10 protein-coding genes are annotated in these 15,818 nt (G+C 63.4%); 6 read left to right on the top strand and 4 right to left on the bottom strand.

Going from position 1 to position 15,818, the window contains the following annotated elements:
* Positions 1–21: 21 nt before the first annotated feature.
* Together LOY53_RS19715 and LOY53_RS19710 are read left to right on the top strand one after the other, a co-directional pair.
* Positions 22–507 carry an SRPBCC family protein gene (locus tag LOY53_RS19715; RefSeq protein WP_252825376.1) on the top strand — a complete coding sequence of 162 codons (486 nt, stop codon included), beginning with the start codon at positions 22–24 and terminating at the stop codon, positions 505–507.
* Complete coding sequence (locus tag LOY53_RS19710) at positions 507–1,745, top strand: RNA polymerase sigma factor (protein WP_252825375.1); 1,239 nt, start codon at positions 507–509, stop codon at positions 1,743–1,745. Before LOY53_RS19715 ends, LOY53_RS19710 begins: the two co-directional genes overlap by 1 nt.
* A 133-nt stretch (positions 1,746–1,878) precedes the next feature.
* Here the strand turns inward: LOY53_RS19710 and LOY53_RS19705 are convergent, their stop codons facing one another.
* Both LOY53_RS19705 and LOY53_RS19700 read right to left on the bottom strand, forming a co-directional pair.
* Positions 1,879–2,349, bottom strand: coding sequence for a MaoC family dehydratase (locus tag LOY53_RS19705; RefSeq protein ID WP_099430159.1), 471 nt, complete (start codon positions 2,347–2,349; stop codon positions 1,879–1,881).
* A 34-nt stretch (positions 2,350–2,383) separates the two neighbouring features.
* Entirely contained in the window at positions 2,384–3,328 is a 945-nt protein-coding gene (locus LOY53_RS19700; protein ID WP_252825373.1) for an alpha/beta hydrolase, read from the bottom strand.
* 231 nt (positions 3,329–3,559) lie between these two features.
* Between LOY53_RS19700 and fadD2 the strand changes: the two genes are divergently transcribed.
* Together fadD2 and fadD1 are read left to right on the top strand one after the other, a co-directional pair.
* Complete coding sequence (gene fadD2, locus LOY53_RS19695; protein ID WP_258703162.1) at positions 3,560–5,248, top strand: long-chain-fatty-acid--CoA ligase FadD2; 1,689 nt, start codon at positions 3,560–3,562, stop codon at positions 5,246–5,248.
* A gap of 264 nt (positions 5,249–5,512) precedes the next feature.
* The gene (gene fadD1, locus LOY53_RS19690; RefSeq protein WP_252825370.1) at positions 5,513–7,210 is read left to right on the top strand and encodes a long-chain-fatty-acid--CoA ligase FadD1; all 1,698 of its coding nucleotides are present in this window, start codon (positions 5,513–5,515) and stop codon (positions 7,208–7,210) included.
* A gap of 101 nt (positions 7,211–7,311) precedes the next feature.
* Here the strand turns inward: fadD1 and LOY53_RS19685 are convergent, their stop codons facing one another.
* Together LOY53_RS19685 and LOY53_RS19680 are read right to left on the bottom strand one after the other, a co-directional pair.
* Positions 7,312–8,619 carry an FAD-binding oxidoreductase gene (locus tag LOY53_RS19685; protein WP_258703161.1) on the bottom strand — a complete coding sequence of 436 codons (1,308 nt, stop codon included), beginning with the start codon at positions 8,617–8,619 and terminating at the stop codon, positions 7,312–7,314.
* A 25-nt stretch (positions 8,620–8,644) separates the two neighbouring features.
* Complete coding sequence (locus LOY53_RS19680; protein WP_258703160.1) at positions 8,645–10,009, bottom strand: glutamine synthetase family protein; 1,365 nt, start codon at positions 10,007–10,009, stop codon at positions 8,645–8,647.
* A gap of 555 nt (positions 10,010–10,564) precedes the next feature.
* Between LOY53_RS19680 and hrpA the strand changes: the two genes are divergently transcribed.
* On the top strand, positions 10,565–14,470 hold the full coding sequence (gene hrpA, locus LOY53_RS19675; protein ID WP_258703159.1) for an ATP-dependent RNA helicase HrpA: 3,906 nt from the start codon (positions 10,565–10,567) through the stop codon (positions 14,468–14,470).
* Between the two features lie 172 nt (positions 14,471–14,642).
* Positions 14,643–15,764: a beta-ketoacyl-ACP synthase III gene (locus LOY53_RS19670; RefSeq protein WP_258703158.1), complete on the top strand. Its 1,122-nt coding sequence runs from the start codon at positions 14,643–14,645 to the stop codon at positions 15,762–15,764.
* Positions 15,765–15,818: the final 54 nt, after the last annotated feature.

The following is a 15,818-nucleotide window of genomic DNA, read 5'->3' as shown; positions in this document are numbered from 1 at the left end:
CACTCACGGAGAACCACCAGCATGAGCCTTGCACACCCTGCGCAAGCGCAGCACGAGTTGTCCATCAGCCGATTGATCGACGCGCCCCCGGCCAAGGTGTTCCGCGCCTGGACCGAGCCCCAGTGGCTGATGCAATGGTGGGGGCCGCACGGCATGACCACCCCGGAATGCGAAATGCAACTGTGGGTCGGTGGCCTGTTCCGCACCCTGATGCGGGCTCCGGATGGCACCGAGTACCCGACCCAGGGGGTGTTTCTGGAGATTGCCGCGCCGAGGCGGCTGGTGTTCACCGACGCCTTCGGGCCGGGTTGGGTACCTTCTGACAAAGCGTTCATGACCGCTGTGGTGACCTTTGACGAGGAGCACGGCAAGACCCGTTACACCGCCCGCGCCTGGCATTGGAGCGCCGCCGACAGCCGAGCCCATGAGGAAATGGGCTTCCACCAAGGCTGGGGAGAAAGCCTGGACCGCCTGGTGGAGGTGGTGACCCTGCGGATGCCGGACTGATGGCAGGGCTGGCGCAGGTGCGCGCCGAAGTCGAGGCGGTCTACCGTCGCGATTCGCGGCGCATCCTGGCGACCTTGATCCGCTTGTTGGGCGACTTCGACCTGGCCGAGGAGGCCATGCACGATGCGTTCTTCATCGCTGTGGAGCGCTGGCAGCGCGATGGCATCCCCGGTAACCCTCGGGCATGGCTGGTGTCGACCGGTCGCTTCAAGGCCATTGATGCGTTGCGCCGACGTGCCCGCTTCGACCGCTCCCAGGCGGACCTGATCATGCTACTGGAAGGCCAGGTGCAAGACCCCAGCGAGGAAGCGCTGCTCGGCGATGATCGCCTGCGGCTGATTTTTACCTGCTGCCACCCGGCCTTGGCCGCCGACGCGCAGGTGCCGCTGACCCTGCGCGAGGTCTGCGACCTGACCACCGAGCAGATTGCCCGGGCGTTTTTGCAAACCCCGGCCACCATCGCCCAACGCATCGTGCGCGCCAAGGCCAAGATCCGCGACGCGGGCATCCCCTACCAGGTGCCGGCGCTCGATGAGTTGCCCGAGCGCCTCGAGAGCGTGCTGCGGGTGATTTACCTGGTGTTCAACGAAGGCTATTCGGCATCGTCCGGCGACGCCTTGCTGCAGCAGGACCTGACAGACGAAGCAATCCGCCTCGGCCGCCTGCTGGGGCTATTGTTGCCAGACCCGGAGGTGATCGGCTTGCTGGCGCTGATGCTGTTGCAGGCATCGCGGCAGCGTGCGCGCATCGACGCGCAGGGCAACTTGGTGGTGCTTGAACAGCAGGACCGCAGCATGTGGGACCGTGCGCGCATCGAAGAAGGCTGTGAGCTGGTGCGTCACGCCCTGCGAAGCCGCGGCTATGGCGCCTATACCGTGCAGGCGGCGATAGCCGCGGTGCATGCCGAGGCGGCCACGGCGGATGACACGGACTGGGACGAGATCGTCGGGCTGTATGACGTGTTGCAACGGCATTGGCCGTCGGCGGTGGTGGCGCTGAACCGGGCAGTGGCGCTGGCGAAACGGGATGGGCCGCAGGTGGGGTTAGCGGCGGTTGAAGCGATCCTGGCGGCGGGTGAGCTGCACGACTATCACCTGGCGCATGCGGCAAGGGCGGAGCTGCATGCTCAACTGGGCCATGTCGAAGAGGCCCGTGCGGCGTGGCAGCAGGCGTTGGCGTTGACCCGGCAGGCGCCGGAGCGGCGGCATATCGAGCGGCGGCTCCAAGCACTGAAATGAGCGGGCAGAACAGGTCCTATTCGCCAGCAAGCCGGCTCCCACAGGTTTGGAGTCTGCACAAACCGTGTGGGAGCTGGCTTGCCAGCGAATAGGGCCTGTGCCGGTTACATCAAAAACCGGCTGAAAAACGTGATCAGCTGGCCACGAAATTCGGCGGCGATACCAGCTCGACCGTCTGCTGCTTGCGCGGCGCCAGGATCTCGGCCTCGCCCTCGACCACCAGCTCATCGTTCTGGTTGTACACATTGGTGGCGATCCGCACCTTGAACTTGGGCAGCTTCTCGAGGATTTCCAGGCGCACGGTCAGGGTGTCGCCAATTTTCACCGGCTTCTGGAAGCTCATCTTCTGGCCCAGGTAGATGGTGCCAGGGCCAGGCAGCGTGCACGCCACCGCCGCACTGATCAGCGCGCCGCTGAACATGCCATGGGCAATGCGCTCACGGAACATGCTCTTGGCCGCGAACTCGGCATCCAGGTGCACCGGGTTGTGGTCACCGGACATCGCGGCAAACAGCTGGATGTCACGTTCTTCCACAGACTTTTCATAGGTGGCTGTCTGGCCGACTTCAAGGGCTTCGTAAGGCGTGTTGGTGACCTGGGACATCGGGGCTTCCTTAAGCGGTGGGCGAGGGCGGCTATCATTCACTGCGCGCAGGGCGGCCAAGGGCCAGCGCCTGTTCGAGCCAGCCGAGAATGTCGGCGGTGACCTCGTCACGGTTGGTTTCGTTGAGCACTTCGTGCCGTGCCTCTGGGTAGATGCGCAGCTGTACATGCTGGTTGCCGGTCGCGCGTAACGCGTCGGCCAGATGGGTGAGACGCTTGCCGGTACTGACCGGATCACATTCACCGCCAATCACCAGCAGGGGCAGGTTCGGATCGATCTGCGCGAGGTTACTTGCCTGGCTGATCTGCGCCAAGCCTTGCAGCAGGTCGAGCCACAACTGGTTGCTGCAGCGAAAGCCACACAGGGGGTCATTTACGTACAGGTCTACCTCGCCAGGGTCGCGACTTAGCCAGTCGAAGGCGGTGCGGTTGGGCTTGAAGGCTTTGTTGAACGAGCCGAACGACAGCCACTCGATCAGTGCGCTCTTGCCCAGCGGCCCTTGGCGCCAGGCCTCGACCCGGGCGATCAGCCGCGCCACGCGGTACAGCGCCGCCGGCTGGAAGTTCGAGCCGCTGAGGATCGCCCCGTGAAGGCTGGCGCTGTGGTGCAGCAGGTAAGCCTGGGCAATGTAGCTGCCCATGCTGTGGCCGAACAGGAACAGCGGCGTGCAGGGGTATTGCTGGCCGATGTGCTGGGCGAGCAAGCCCAGGTCATTGACCACGGCATTCCAGCCATGATGGCGGGCGAACAGGCCGAGGCTGCCCAGTTCGGCGGTGCGCCCGTGGCCGCGCAGGTCGGGAGCGAACAGGGCGAAGCCGGCCTCGCTCAGCGCATGGCCCAGCCGCTGGTAGCGCCCGGCGTGCTCGGCCATGCCATGGGCCAGCAGCACCACGGCCTTGACCGGCGTGGCCGGCAGCCATTGGTGTACGTACAGGCTGCAATGCTCGCTGGCGGGCAGCCAGAAGGCGTCGTGGGGCATGGCCGGTCCTTTGCGCGGGGGGTACGAGCACAGTGTATGCGCAACCGGCTGGATTGCAGGAAGGGCACAAATAAGATTCACAATGTTAATGGCGGAGCTTGGCGTATATGCCGCCTTGGGCTTACCTGCTAACGTCGGTTAAACGCCTGTTTGCCATTGGCGATCAGGTCAAAGGACTAAAACGACCCGCTACACCCCCCGCAGCAGGTCCAGGCAGAGGAACAATAATAAATGCAAGCCGACTTCTGGAATGACAAGCGCCCGGCGGGCGTGCCTTCCACCATCGACATTCATGCCTACACCTCCGTCGTCGAGGTCTTCGAGCGTTCTTGCAAGCGCTTCGCCGACCGCCCGGCGTTCAGCAACCTGGGCGTGACCCTGACCTACGCCGAGCTGGAGCGCCATTCGGCGGCCTTCGCCGCCTGGCTGCAGCAACACACTGACCTGGTACCGGGCGACCGCATCGCCGTGCAGATGCCCAACGTCCTGCAGTACCCGATCGCGGTCTTCGGCGCGTTGCGTGCCGGGCTGATCGTGGTCAACACCAACCCGCTCTACACCGAGCGTGAAATGCGCCACCAGTTTAAGGATTCCGGCGCCCGCGCGCTGGTCTACCTGAACATGTTCGGCAAGCGCGTGCAGGAGGTGCTGCCCGATACCGGTATCGAGTACTTGATCGAGGCGAAAATGGGCGACCTGCTGCCCGCCGCCAAGGGCTGGCTGATCAACACCGTGGTCGACAAGCTGAAGAAGATGGTCCCGGCCTATCAATTGCCCCAGGCGGTGTCATTCAAGCAGGTGCTACGTGAGGGCCGCTCGCTGAGCCACACGCCGGTGCCGCTGAGCCTGGACGATATCGCCGTGCTGCAATACACCGGCGGCACCACCGGCCTGGCCAAGGGCGCGATGCTCACCCATGCCAACCTGGTGGCCAACATGCTCCAAGTGCTGGCGTGTTTCTCGCAGCATGGGCCAGACGGGCAGAAGATGATCAAAGAAGGCCAGGAGGTGATGATCGCGCCGCTGCCGCTTTATCACATCTATGCCTTTACCGCGAACTGCATGTGCATGATGGTCACCGGCAACCACAATGTGCTGATCACCAACCCGCGGGACATTGCCGGCTTCATCAAGGAGTTGGGCAAGTGGCGTTTTTCCGGCCTGCTCGGGCTCAACACACTGTTTGTCGCGCTGATGGACCACCCCGGCTTCCGGCAACTGGATTTTTCCGCGCTGAAGGTCACCAACTCCGGTGGCACCGCGCTGGTGAAGGCCACCGCCGAGCGCTGGGAGAGCCTCACGGGCTGCCGCATCGTCGAAGGTTATGGCCTGACCGAAACCTCGCCGGTCGCCAGTACCAACCCTTATGGCCAGTTGGCGCGGCTGGGCACGGTGGGTATCCCGGTGGCAGGCACGGCGTTCAAGGTAATCGACGACGACGGCAACGAGCTGCCGGTGGGTGAGCGGGGTGAACTGTGCATCAAGGGGCCGCAGGTGATGAAGGGCTATTGGCAGCAACCCGAAGCCACTGCGCAGACCCTGGACGCACAAGGCTGGCTGAAGACGGGTGATATCGCAGTGATCGACCCGGATGGCTTCACCCGCATCGTCGACCGCAAGAAGGACATGATCATCGTCTCGGGTTTCAACGTGTACCCCAACGAAATCGAGGACGTGATCATGGGCCATCCGCAGGTTGCCAACTGCGCGGCCATCGGCGTGCCGGACGAGCGTTCTGGCGAGGCAGTGAAACTGTTCGTGGTGCCGCGCGAGGGCGGGTTGAGCGTCGATGAGCTGAAGGCGTACTGCAAGGCCAACTTCACCGGCTACAAAGTGCCCAAACACATCGTGCTGCGCGAGTCGCTGCCGATGACGCCGGTGGGCAAGATCCTGCGGCGCGAGTTGCGTGACATCGCCTGACAGGGATGCAGGGCGCCTCTGGAACGGGCCTTTTGGCCCGTTTTGCGACATTTTGGATAAATACTCTAAAAATGACTTGTATAGTTCATTGAGTCATTTTTGTGACCGTGAGGCCTGTTTTGGCCTCTAGGCGACCCCTGGCAAAGCTGTTACTCTCGGGCCGCTTTCAGATGATCCGGTTTGCAATGAGCCGCCATCACATATCAATAATAAGCGCATCGACGCGTGAATCGAACTTCGCTGTTGCTGAAGGAGTGGGCTTCCATGATCGAACATTTTTGGAAGGATAAATACCCAGCCGGGATTACGGCGGAAATCAATCCTGACGAATTCCCCAATATCCAGGCGGTACTCAAGCAATCCTGCCAACGCTTTGCCGACAAACCGGCCTTTAGCAACCTGGGCAAGACTATCACCTATGGCGAACTGTATGCGCTGTCGGGGGCGTTTGCCGCCTGGCTGCAGCAACATACCGACCTGAAACCGGGTGATCGCATTGCCGTGCAACTGCCCAACGTCCTGCAATACCCGGTAGCGGTATTCGGCGCCATGCGTGCAGGGCTGATCGTGGTCAACACCAACCCGCTGTATACCGCGCGGGAGATGGAGCACCAGTTCAACGATTCCGGTGCCAAGGCGCTGGTGTGCCTGGCCAACATGGCCCACCTGGCCGAAAAAGTAGTGCCCAAGACCCAGGTCAAGCATGTCATCGTCACCGAAGTGGCCGACCTGCTGCCGCCGCTCAAGCGCCTGCTGATCAACAGTGTGATCAAGTACGTGAAGAAGATGGTGCCGGCCTATGACCTGCCGCGTGCCGTGCGCTTCAACGACACACTGGCGCTGGGCAAGGGCCAGCCGGTCACCGAGGCCAACCCGCAACCCAATGATGTCGCCGTGCTGCAATACACCGGCGGTACCACGGGCGTGGCCAAGGGCGCGATGCTGACCCACCGCAACCTGGTGGCCAACATGCTGCAATGCCGGGCGCTGATGGGCTCGAACCTGCACGAAGGCTGCGAGATCCTGATCACGCCGCTGCCGCTTTACCACATCTATGCCTTCACCTTCCATTGCATGGCAATGATGCTGATCGGCAACCACAACGTGCTGATCAGCAACCCGCGTGATTTGCCGGCGATGGTCAAAGAGCTGAGCAAGTGGAAATTCAGCGGCTTCGTTGGCCTCAACACCTTGTTCGTCGCCCTGTGCAACAACGAGGGGTTCCGCGCGCTGGACTTCTCTGCGTTGAAAATCACCTTGTCTGGCGGCATGGCCCTGCAATTGAGCGTGGCCGAGCGCTGGAAGGCCGTTACCGGTTGCGCCATCTGCGAAGGTTACGGCATGACCGAAACCAGCCCGGTGGCCGCCGTCAACCCGTCCGAGGCCAACCAGGTTGGCACCATCGGTATTCCGGTACCTTCGACGCTGTGCAAGATCATCGACGACAGTGGCAATGAACTGCCGTTGGGCGAGGTGGGTGAGCTGTGCATCAAGGGCCCGCAAGTGATGAAGGGCTACTGGCAGCGCGAAGACGCCACCGCCGAGATCCTCGACAGCGCGGGTTGGCTCAAGACCGGCGACATCGCGTTGATCCAGCCGGACGGCTACATGCGTATCGTCGACCGCAAGAAGGACATGATCCTGGTCTCCGGTTTCAACGTGTACCCCAACGAGCTGGAAGACGTGCTGGCCGGCCTGCCAGGTGTGCTGCAGTGTGCGGCCATCGGCGTGCCCGACGAAAAATCGGGCGAAGTGATCAAAATGTTCATCGTGGTCAAGCCGGGCATGACCGTGACCAAGGAGCAGGTGATGGAGCACATGCGCGCCAATGTCACCGGCTATAAGGTGCCGCGCTACATCGAGTTCCGCGATACGTTGCCGACCACCAACGTGGGCAAGATCCTGCGCCGTGAGTTGCGCGATGAAGAGCTGAAGAAGCAAGGGCTCAAGAAGATCGCTTGAGCCTGTATTCTGGGCTGGCTTTGCTGGCCCTTCGCGGGCAAGCCCGCTCCTACAGGTATCTCACTGTAGGAGCGGGCTTGCCCGCGAAAGGGCCGGTGAAATCAGCGCAATTTCTCGAGCATCTGGTAGTACCACATGCCTGCCGCCAACAGCGGATTCCCCAGCAAATCCCCCATCGGCACCCGCACGTGCTTGCACTGCGCAAAGGTGTCGAACTTCTCCAGTGTCCCGGTCAGTGCTTCGGCCATGATCTCGCCCATGATGTGGCTGGTGGCAATGCCATGCCCGGAGTAGCCCTGGCAGTACCAGACATTGTCCGAGAGCTTGCCCAGTTGCGGGATGCGATTGACCACGATGCCCATGGCGCAACTCCACTGGAACTCGATCGGCACCCCTTTGAGCGCCGGGAAGGTGCGTTCGATGCAGGGCCGCAGTTCACCTTCGATGTCGCGTGAATCACGCCCGGAGTAGTTGGCGCCACCGCCAAACAGCAAGCGCTTGTCGGCAGTCAGGCGGTAATAGTCGAGGACAAAGCGGCAGTCATAGACCGCCAGGTCCTGCGGGTTGATCTGCTCGGCCAGTTCACCCAGCGGCGCAGTGGTAACGATGCCGCCCATGGCCGGGAAAATCTTGCCCTTGAGCTTGCGCTTCTCCAGCTTGTGGTAGACATCGCCGGCCAGCATCACCTGGCGGGTTTCGATGCGCCCCTCGGCGGTCACCACTGCTGGGCGTGGGCCGTGGACGATGTCCAGCACCTCTGAATGCTCGAAGATCAACGCGCCCAGGCTGTGGGCGGCGCGGGCCTCGCCCAGGCACAGGTTGAGCGGGTGCAGGTGCAGGTTGCGGCGGTTTTTCAAGGCGCCCAGGTACAGTGGGCTCTGCAGGTGCTGGGCCATGGCGCTGCGGTCAAGCATCTCGACCTGGTCGCCCATGCCGCGACGCTCCGCCTCGGCCGCGAAACCGCGCAGTTCGTTCAAGTGCGACGGCTTCATCGCGGCATGCAGGTGGCCGCGCTTGAGGTCGCAGTCGATGCCGTAGCGTGCCACCCGTTGCTCGATGACCTGGTGCCCGCGCCAGCGCAGGTGCCAGATAAAATCATCCACCTCGCTGCCCAGGCGATCGCGCATTTGCGTGCGCATGGCTTCGTCGCCCGACAAGCTGCCGGTCACCTGGCCGCCATTGCGCCCACTGGCGCCCCAGCCGATGCGGTTGGTTTCGACAATGGCCACCTTCAGGCCGCGCTCTGCCAGCTCCACTGCGGTGGCCACGCCGGTGAACCCACCGCCGATGATGGCCACGTCGACGTGCACGGTGCCCTTGAGGGTCGGGTACTGCGTGTGGTCATTGAGGGTGGCGCTGTAATAGGACGGCGCGCGTTGGGCCGGTCCCTTGTTCAATGCTGCGTTCATGGGTGTTCCTTGTTATGAATGGGGCTCAGGCCTGGTGCAGGTACCAGCGCCAGTCCTGTTCGCTGACTTCGGCCATGAACTGGCGGTACTCGGCGCGCTTGACCTTCAGGTACACCCCAAGAAATTCCTCGCCCAGTGCCTCCCGGGCCCAGCCCGAATGCTGCAGGGCATCCAGGGCGGTCAGCCAGTCGGTGGGCAAGTGCTCGGTGGCCTGGGCGTAGCCGTTGCCTTCAACGGGGGCGCCAGGGTCCAGCTGTTCACGGATGCCGCGGTGGCTGGCGGCGAGGATGGCCGCTGCGGCCAGGTACGGGTTGGCATCGGCACCGCAGATGCGGTGCTCCACGTGCCGGCTGTTGGCCGGGCCGCCCGGTACGCGCAGGCTGACCGTGCGGTTGTCGACGCCCCAGGTGGGCGCCAGTGGCGCGTAGCTGTTGGCCTGGAAGCGGCGGAACGAGTTGGCATTGGGGCAAAACAGCAGCAGCGAATCGCGCAGGTGGCGCAGCATGCCGGCCACGGCGTGGCGCAGCAACGGCGTACCGGCCTTGTCCTCGCTGGCGAACAGGTTGTTGCCGGCGCTGTCGACCAGGCTCAGGTGCATGTGCATGCCGGTGCCGGCCAGTTGTGCAAAGGGTTTGGCCATGAAACAGGCTTGCATGCCATGCGCATGGGCCACGCCTTTGACCAGGCGCTTGTAGCGCACGGCCTGGTCCATGGCCAGCAGTGCATCGCCGTGCTCAAGGGTGATTTCCACCTGGCCAGGTGCGTACTCGGAGATCGCCGTGCGGGCGGGGATGCCCTGGGCTTTGCATGCGGCGTAAAGGTCGGCGAGGAAGGGCTCGATCTGTTCCAGTTCACGCAGGCCATACACCTGCGTACTGCGCGGGCGCCCACCATCGTTGTCCAGGGCCGGCTGCGGGCGGCCCTGGGCATCGCGTTTTTGGTCGAGCAGATAGAACTCCAGCTCACACGCCATCACCGGGTGGTAGCCATCGGCCTTGAGCGCTTCGATCGTGCGCAACAGCACATGGCGTGGGTCGGCAATGCTCGCCGGCAGGCCTTCGCTGGGGTGCATGCTGACCTGCACCGCGGCGGTGGGTACACGCCGCCAGGGCAGGCGCACCAAGCTCCCTTCCAGCGGGTAGGCGCGGCAGTCGATGTCGCCAACGTCCCAGACCAGGCCAGAGTTTTCGACGTCATCGCCATTGAGGGTCAGGCCCAGGATCGTGCTGGGCAGCGGGCGTCCGGTCTGGTAAACCGCCAGCAGTTCCTCGCGGTGCAGCAGCTTGCCGCGGGGGACGCCGTTGGCGTCGAGGATGAACAGCTCGAACAGCTCGATATCGGGGTTGTCGGCCAGGAATTGGCTGGCGTGCTCTACGGGTGCAAAGTGCATGATGAATTCGCTCACGGGCGCACAGGGCCACCGCGCATGCAGGCGGCCCAGTTGAGTCAAACGGCCAGACGGTGGCCGGGTTGGGTCACAATGGCGTGAGCGAAGTGTCCGGTGGGCGCGCGTGACGGCAGTGCCACAAAGCCCAGAAGGCGAGGATGATGTGGACCAGCGGATTTTCCCCAGCACGGCTCCTGGCCTTCGGCAGCGAAGGGCGGGACGACGGTGGGGCGATAGGCTGGGCGGGAGTCATGCCTTTGATACTCACATGCGGCGTAAGGTTGATTAAAGCAGTGAATGGCAACCTTTACATCAGCCTTCACTAAACATAGCGCGCTTGCCTGAGCGTTGTAGGAGCAGCCTTGTGCTGCGAAGAGGCCGGTGATAGCAACCGACATCACCTTTGTTGTCACCGGCCTCTTCGCAGCACAAGGCTGCTCCTACAAACAGAAGGTGGGGCCAGCGCGGACAGCAAAGAACCCTCAAATCTGCGACAATCGCGCCTCTTCAAATGCCGATCATGAAAAAGCAGGCTCACCTGCATCACTAAAAAGCCCCATGACAGACCAAGCCATCGACCAGCTCCTGAAAAACCTCGACCACGCCATGATCGCCGACCGCCACCGTCTGCGTCGGCAACTGCACGAGCTGCGCAAACGCCCGGACGAAGCGAAGCTCGCCCAGTGGGTGGAAAAGGTCCAGGCCTCCTGCGCGCAGGTCACCGCACGCCAGCAAAGCGTGCCAAACGTGCGCTATGACGACAGCCTGCCGATTGCCGCCAAGCGTGACGAGATCAAAAAGGCGCTGGCCGAGCATCAGGTGCTGGTGATTGCCGGTGAGACCGGCTCGGGCAAGACCACTCAGTTGCCGAAAATCTGCCTCGAGTTGGGTCGCGGTAGCCATGGCCTGATCGCTCACACCCAGCCACGTCGTATCGCCGCGCGCAGCGTCGCTACCCGTGTCGCCGAAGAACTCGGCACGCCGCTGGGCGGGCTGGTCGGCTACCAGGTGCGTTTCGAGGACCAGAGTGATGCCAATACCCTGGTCAAACTGATGACCGACGGCATCCTGCTGGCCGAAACCCAGCACGACCGCTTCCTTGAACGCTACGACACGATCATCGTCGACGAGGCTCACGAACGTAGCCTCAACATCGACTTCCTGCTCGGCTACCTCAAGACCCTGCTGCACCGCCGCCCGGAACTGAAGCTGATCATCACCTCGGCGACCATCGATCTTGAGCGCTTCTCCCAGCACTTCGATGGCGCACCGATCATCGAGGTGTCGGGGCGCACCTTCCCGGTCGAAACCTGGTACCGCCCGCTGACCAGCGAGCAGGACGAGGAAGGCAACCAGATCGAGGAAGACCTCACCGTCGACCAGGCGATCCTCGCCACCCTGGACGAACTGGCGCAGCATGAGCGCAGCGAGGGCAAGGGGCCTGGCGATGTGCTGATCTTCTTGCCGGGCGAGCGGGAAATTCGCGATGCCGCCGAGATCCTGCGCAAGGCGCAACTGCGCCATACCGAGATTCTGCCGCTGTATGCGCGCCTGTCGCCCGCCGAGCAGCAGCGCATTTTCCAGTCGCACACCGGGCGCCGCGTGATCCTGGCCACCAACGTCGCCGAGACTTCGCTGACCGTGCCGGGCATTCGTTATGTGATCGACACCGGCACCGCTCGCATCAGCCGCTACAGTTACCGCGCCAAGGTCCAGCGCCTGCCGATCGAGGCGGTATCGCAGGCCAGCGCCAACCAGCGTAAGGGCCGCTGCGGCCGGGTCGAACCGGGCATCTGCGTACGCTTGTATAGCGAAGAGGATTTCAACGGCCGGCCGGCGTTCACCGACCCAGAGATCCTGCGCACCAACCTCGCGGCGGTAATCCTGCAGATGCTGCACCTGCGCCTGGGTGCGATCGATGCGTTCCCGTTCATTGAGCCGCCGGATGGCAAGGCCATCAGCGACGGTTTCAACCTGTTGCAGGAGCTCTCGGCGGTCAACCGCGAGAACCAGTTGACCCCGCTAGGGCGACAGCTGGCGCGCTTGCCGATCGACCCACGGCTGGGCCGCATGCTGCTTGAAGGCGCCCGCCAGGGCAGCCTGCAGGAAGTGTTGATCGTCACCAGCGCCCTGTCGGTGCAAGACCCGCGCGAGCGGCCGCCGGAGCGCCAGCAGGCGGCCGACCAGGCGCATGCTCAGTGGAAGGACGTCGATTCCGACTTCGCCGCACTGGTCAACCTGTGGCGTGGCTTCGAAGAACAGCGCCAGGCGTTGACGGCCAACCCGTTGCGTAACTGGTGCCGGAAGAACTTCCTCAATTACCTGCGCCTGCGCGAATGGCGCGATGCCCACCGCCAGCTGGCGCTGATTTGCCGTGACCTGCAATTGACGGTCAACAAGGAACCGTCCGATTACCAGCGGATGCACAAGGCCATCCTCAGCGGCCTGCTCAGCCAGATCGGCCAGAAGACGGAAGAGGGCGACTACCAAGGTGCCCGTCAGCGGCGTTTCTGGGTCCACCCGTCCTCGGGCTTGGGACGCAAGCGCCCGCAGTGGGTCATGGCGGCGGAACTGGTAGAGACCACCAAACTGTACGCGCGGGTGGTCGCCAAGATCGAGCCCGACTGGATCGAGCCGCTGGCCACCCACCTGGTCAAGAAGAACCACTTCGAACCGCACTGGGAGAAAAAGCGCGGGCAAGTGGTGGCCTATGAGCAGATCACCTTGTATGGGCTGATTCTGGTGGGGCGCCGGCCGGTGCACTTTGGCCCGATCGACCCGGTGACCTCCCGCGAGCTGTTCATCCGCGAGGGGCTGGTGGGCGGCGAGATCCAGTCGCGGGCCAAGTGCCTGGCGGCCAACAAACGCCTGCTCGAACAGCTCGACGAACTGGAGGCCAAGGCCCGTCGGCGCGATATTCTCGCCGATGAAGAGACCCTCTACGCGTTCTACGAAGCGCGCCTGCCCGAGGAAATCCACCAGACCGCGACCTTCGATGCCTGGTACCGCATGACCAGCCAGAAGGACGCCAACCTGCTGATCATGCGCGAGGAAGACGTGCTGGCGCGTGAAGCCAGTGAAGTCACTGCAGCGCAGTACCCGGACAGCCTGCAGGTAGGGGACTTGCGCCTGTCGTTGACCTACCACTTCGAACCGGGCCACCCCCGCGACGGTGTGACCGTGCGCGTACCGGCGCCGCTGTTGCCAAGCTTGCCGGGCGAGCGCCTGGAATGGCTGGTGCCGGGCCTGATCGAAGCCAAGTGCGTGGCGCTGGTGCGCAACCTGCCCAAGGCCCTGCGCAAGAATTTCGTGCCGGTACCGGACTTCGTCAAGGCCGCGCTGGCGCGCATGACCTTCGGCCAGGGCGCGTTGCCCCAGGCGTTGGGCCAGGAGCTGCTGCGCATGACCGGTGCGCGCGTGTCCGACGAGGCCTGGGCAGAATCGGTCAACTTGGTCGAAGGCCACCTGCGGATGAACATCGAAGTGGTCGATGGCCAGGGCAAGTTCCTCGGCGAAGGCCGCGACCTGGCCGAGCTGACCGCACGCTTTGTCGCCGCCAGCCAGGCCGCATTGGCCGTGCCACGCAGCGAGAACGCCGAACGCCCGGTGCAGGCCAAGGCCTTCAGTGAAGTGGCGCAGAGCACCCAGCAGAAGATCGCCGGGCTGTCGATGACCGTCTACCCGGCGCTGGTGGACGAAAACGGCACGGTGCGCGAAGGGCGTTTCTCGACCCAGGCCGAAGCCGAGTTCCAGCACCGTCGCGCCTTGCAGCGCTTGTTGCTGCAACAGTTGGCGGAGCCTGCCAAGTTTTTGCGTGGCAAGCTGCCCGGGCTGACCGAACTGGGCTTGCTGTACCGCGAGCTGGGCCGTGTCGAGGCACTGGTCGAAGACATTCTGCTGGCCAGCCTGGACAGCTGCATCCTTGAGGGTGAGCACCCGCTGCCGCGCGACGGTGCCGCCTTGGCCGGGTTGGCCGAGCGCAAACGTGGCAGTTGGGCCGAGCACGCTGAGCGCCTGGCGCGCCAGACCTTGGAAGTGCTCAAGTTGTGGCACGGGCTGCAGAAGCGCTTCAAAGGCAAGATCGACCTGAGCCAGGCGGTGGCGCTGAACGACATCAAGCAACAGCTGGCCAACCTGGTCTACCCGGGCTTCGTTCGCGAAACCCCGGGCGCCTGGTTCAAGGAGTTGCCGCGTTACCTCAAGGCCGTGGAGTTACGCTTGGAGAAGCTCGGCTCGCAGGTGCAGAAGGACCGCGTCTGGAGTGGCGAGCTGGCAAACCTTTGGGCCCAGTACAAGACACGCGCCGACAAGCATGCCCAGGAGGGCAAGCGTGATGAGCAACTGACGCTGTACCGTTGGTTGCTGGAGGAATACCGGGTGTCTTTGTTCGCTCAGCAGCTGGGTACCAAAGTGCCGATTTCTGACAAGCGTCTCAGCAAACAGTGGAGTCAGGTGGAAGGTTAAACTTCCTGAATTGTGGCAATATTGGTGCAGTTTGGGGCCGCGTTGCGGCCCTTCGCGGGCAAGCCCGCTCCTACAGGGAGCGCAGCCCTCGCCACTAAATTGGCACTAAAGTGCTATTACGCATTTTCCAGCCAGCGCCCCGTGGCGATGGCCTTTGACCAGAGGAACGACCGTGCATAACGTCGTGATCAGCGGCACCGGCCTGTATACCCCGGCCCAGAGCATTTCCAACGAAGAACTGGTGGAGTCCTTCAACACGTGGGCGCAGCAGTTCAACCACGACAACGCCGCCGCCATCGAGCGCGGCGAGGTCGAGGCAGCGCCGCTGTCCGACGCCGCTTTCATCGAGAAGGCCTCGGGCATCAAGAGCCGCTTCGTGCTGGACAAGGCTGGCATCCTCGACCCGCAACGCATGAAGCCACGCCTGCCAGAGCGCTCCAATGACGAGCCGTCGATTCTGTGTGAAATGGCTGTGGCCGCTGCTCGCCAGGCGCTTGAACGTGCGGGCCGTACCGCTGCCGATGTCGATGGTGTGATCGTCGCGTGCTCCAACCTGCAGCGCCCATACCCGGCCATTGCCATCGAAGTGCAAAAGGAGCTTGGCATCGAGGGCTTTGCCTTCGACATGAACGTGGCCTGCTCGTCAGCCACTTTCGGCATCCAGACCGCCGCCAACAGCGTGCAGCTGGGCCAGGCGCGTTCGGTACTGATGGTCAACCCCGAGGTCTGCACCGGCCACCTGAACTTCCGCGACCGCGACAGCCACTTCATCTTCGGTGATGCCGCTACCGCCGTGCTGATCGAGCGAGCTGACCACGCCACCTCGAAGCACCAGTTCGAGATTGTCAGCAGCAAGTTGTGGACCGGGTTTTCCAACAACATCCGTAACAACTTCGGTTTCCTCAACCGCGCGGCGGAGGAGGGGGAAGGTACTGCGGACAAGCTGTTCATCCAGGAAGGCCGCAAGGTGTTCCGTGAAGTGTGCCCCAAGGTGGCTGAGCTGATCGGTGAGCACCTTGAAGCGAATGACCTGCAGCCGAGCGACGTCAAGCGCTTCTGGTTGCACCAGGCCAACCTGAGCATGAACCACCTGATCGTCAAGAAGCTGCTGGGGCGTGAAGCCACCGAGGAAGAGGCACCGGTGATTCTGGACCGTTATGCCAACACCAGTTCGGCGGGGTCGGTGATTGCTTTCCACCTGTACCAAGATGACCTGGCCGAGGGTGCGGTGGGCGTGCTGAGCTCGTTTGGCGCGGGGTATTCGGTGGGTAGCGTGATTCTGCGTAAACGCTGATTGCCGGGGCCGCTTTGCGGCCCATTCGCAGCACAAGGCTGCTCCTACAGGGGA

Source organism: Pseudomonas sp. B21-031 (assembly GCF_024748985.1).
Lineage (GTDB): Bacteria > Pseudomonadota > Gammaproteobacteria > Pseudomonadales > Pseudomonadaceae > Aquipseudomonas > Aquipseudomonas kermanshahensis.
This window is presented reverse-complemented; position numbering and strand designations above follow the sequence as displayed.

Coding starts and splice junctions, on each gene's coding strand:
- LOY53_RS19715 (WP_252825376.1), top strand. CDS start 22: ATGAGCCTTGCACACCCTGCGCAAGCGCAGCACGAGTTGTCCATCAGC.
- LOY53_RS19710 (WP_252825375.1), top strand. CDS start 507: ATGGCAGGGCTGGCGCAGGTGCGCGCCGAAGTCGAGGCGGTCTACCGT.
- LOY53_RS19705 (WP_099430159.1), bottom strand. CDS start 2,349: ATGTCCCAGGTCACCAACACGCCTTACGAAGCCCTTGAAGTCGGCCAG.
- LOY53_RS19700 (WP_252825373.1), bottom strand. CDS start 3,328: ATGCCCCACGACGCCTTCTGGCTGCCCGCCAGCGAGCATTGCAGCCTG.
- fadD2 (WP_258703162.1), top strand. CDS start 3,560: ATGCAAGCCGACTTCTGGAATGACAAGCGCCCGGCGGGCGTGCCTTCC.
- fadD1 (WP_252825370.1), top strand. CDS start 5,513: ATGATCGAACATTTTTGGAAGGATAAATACCCAGCCGGGATTACGGCG.
- LOY53_RS19685 (WP_258703161.1), bottom strand. CDS start 8,619: ATGAACGCAGCATTGAACAAGGGACCGGCCCAACGCGCGCCGTCCTAT.
- LOY53_RS19680 (WP_258703160.1), bottom strand. CDS start 10,009: ATGCACTTTGCACCCGTAGAGCACGCCAGCCAATTCCTGGCCGACAAC.
- hrpA (WP_258703159.1), top strand. CDS start 10,565: ATGACAGACCAAGCCATCGACCAGCTCCTGAAAAACCTCGACCACGCC.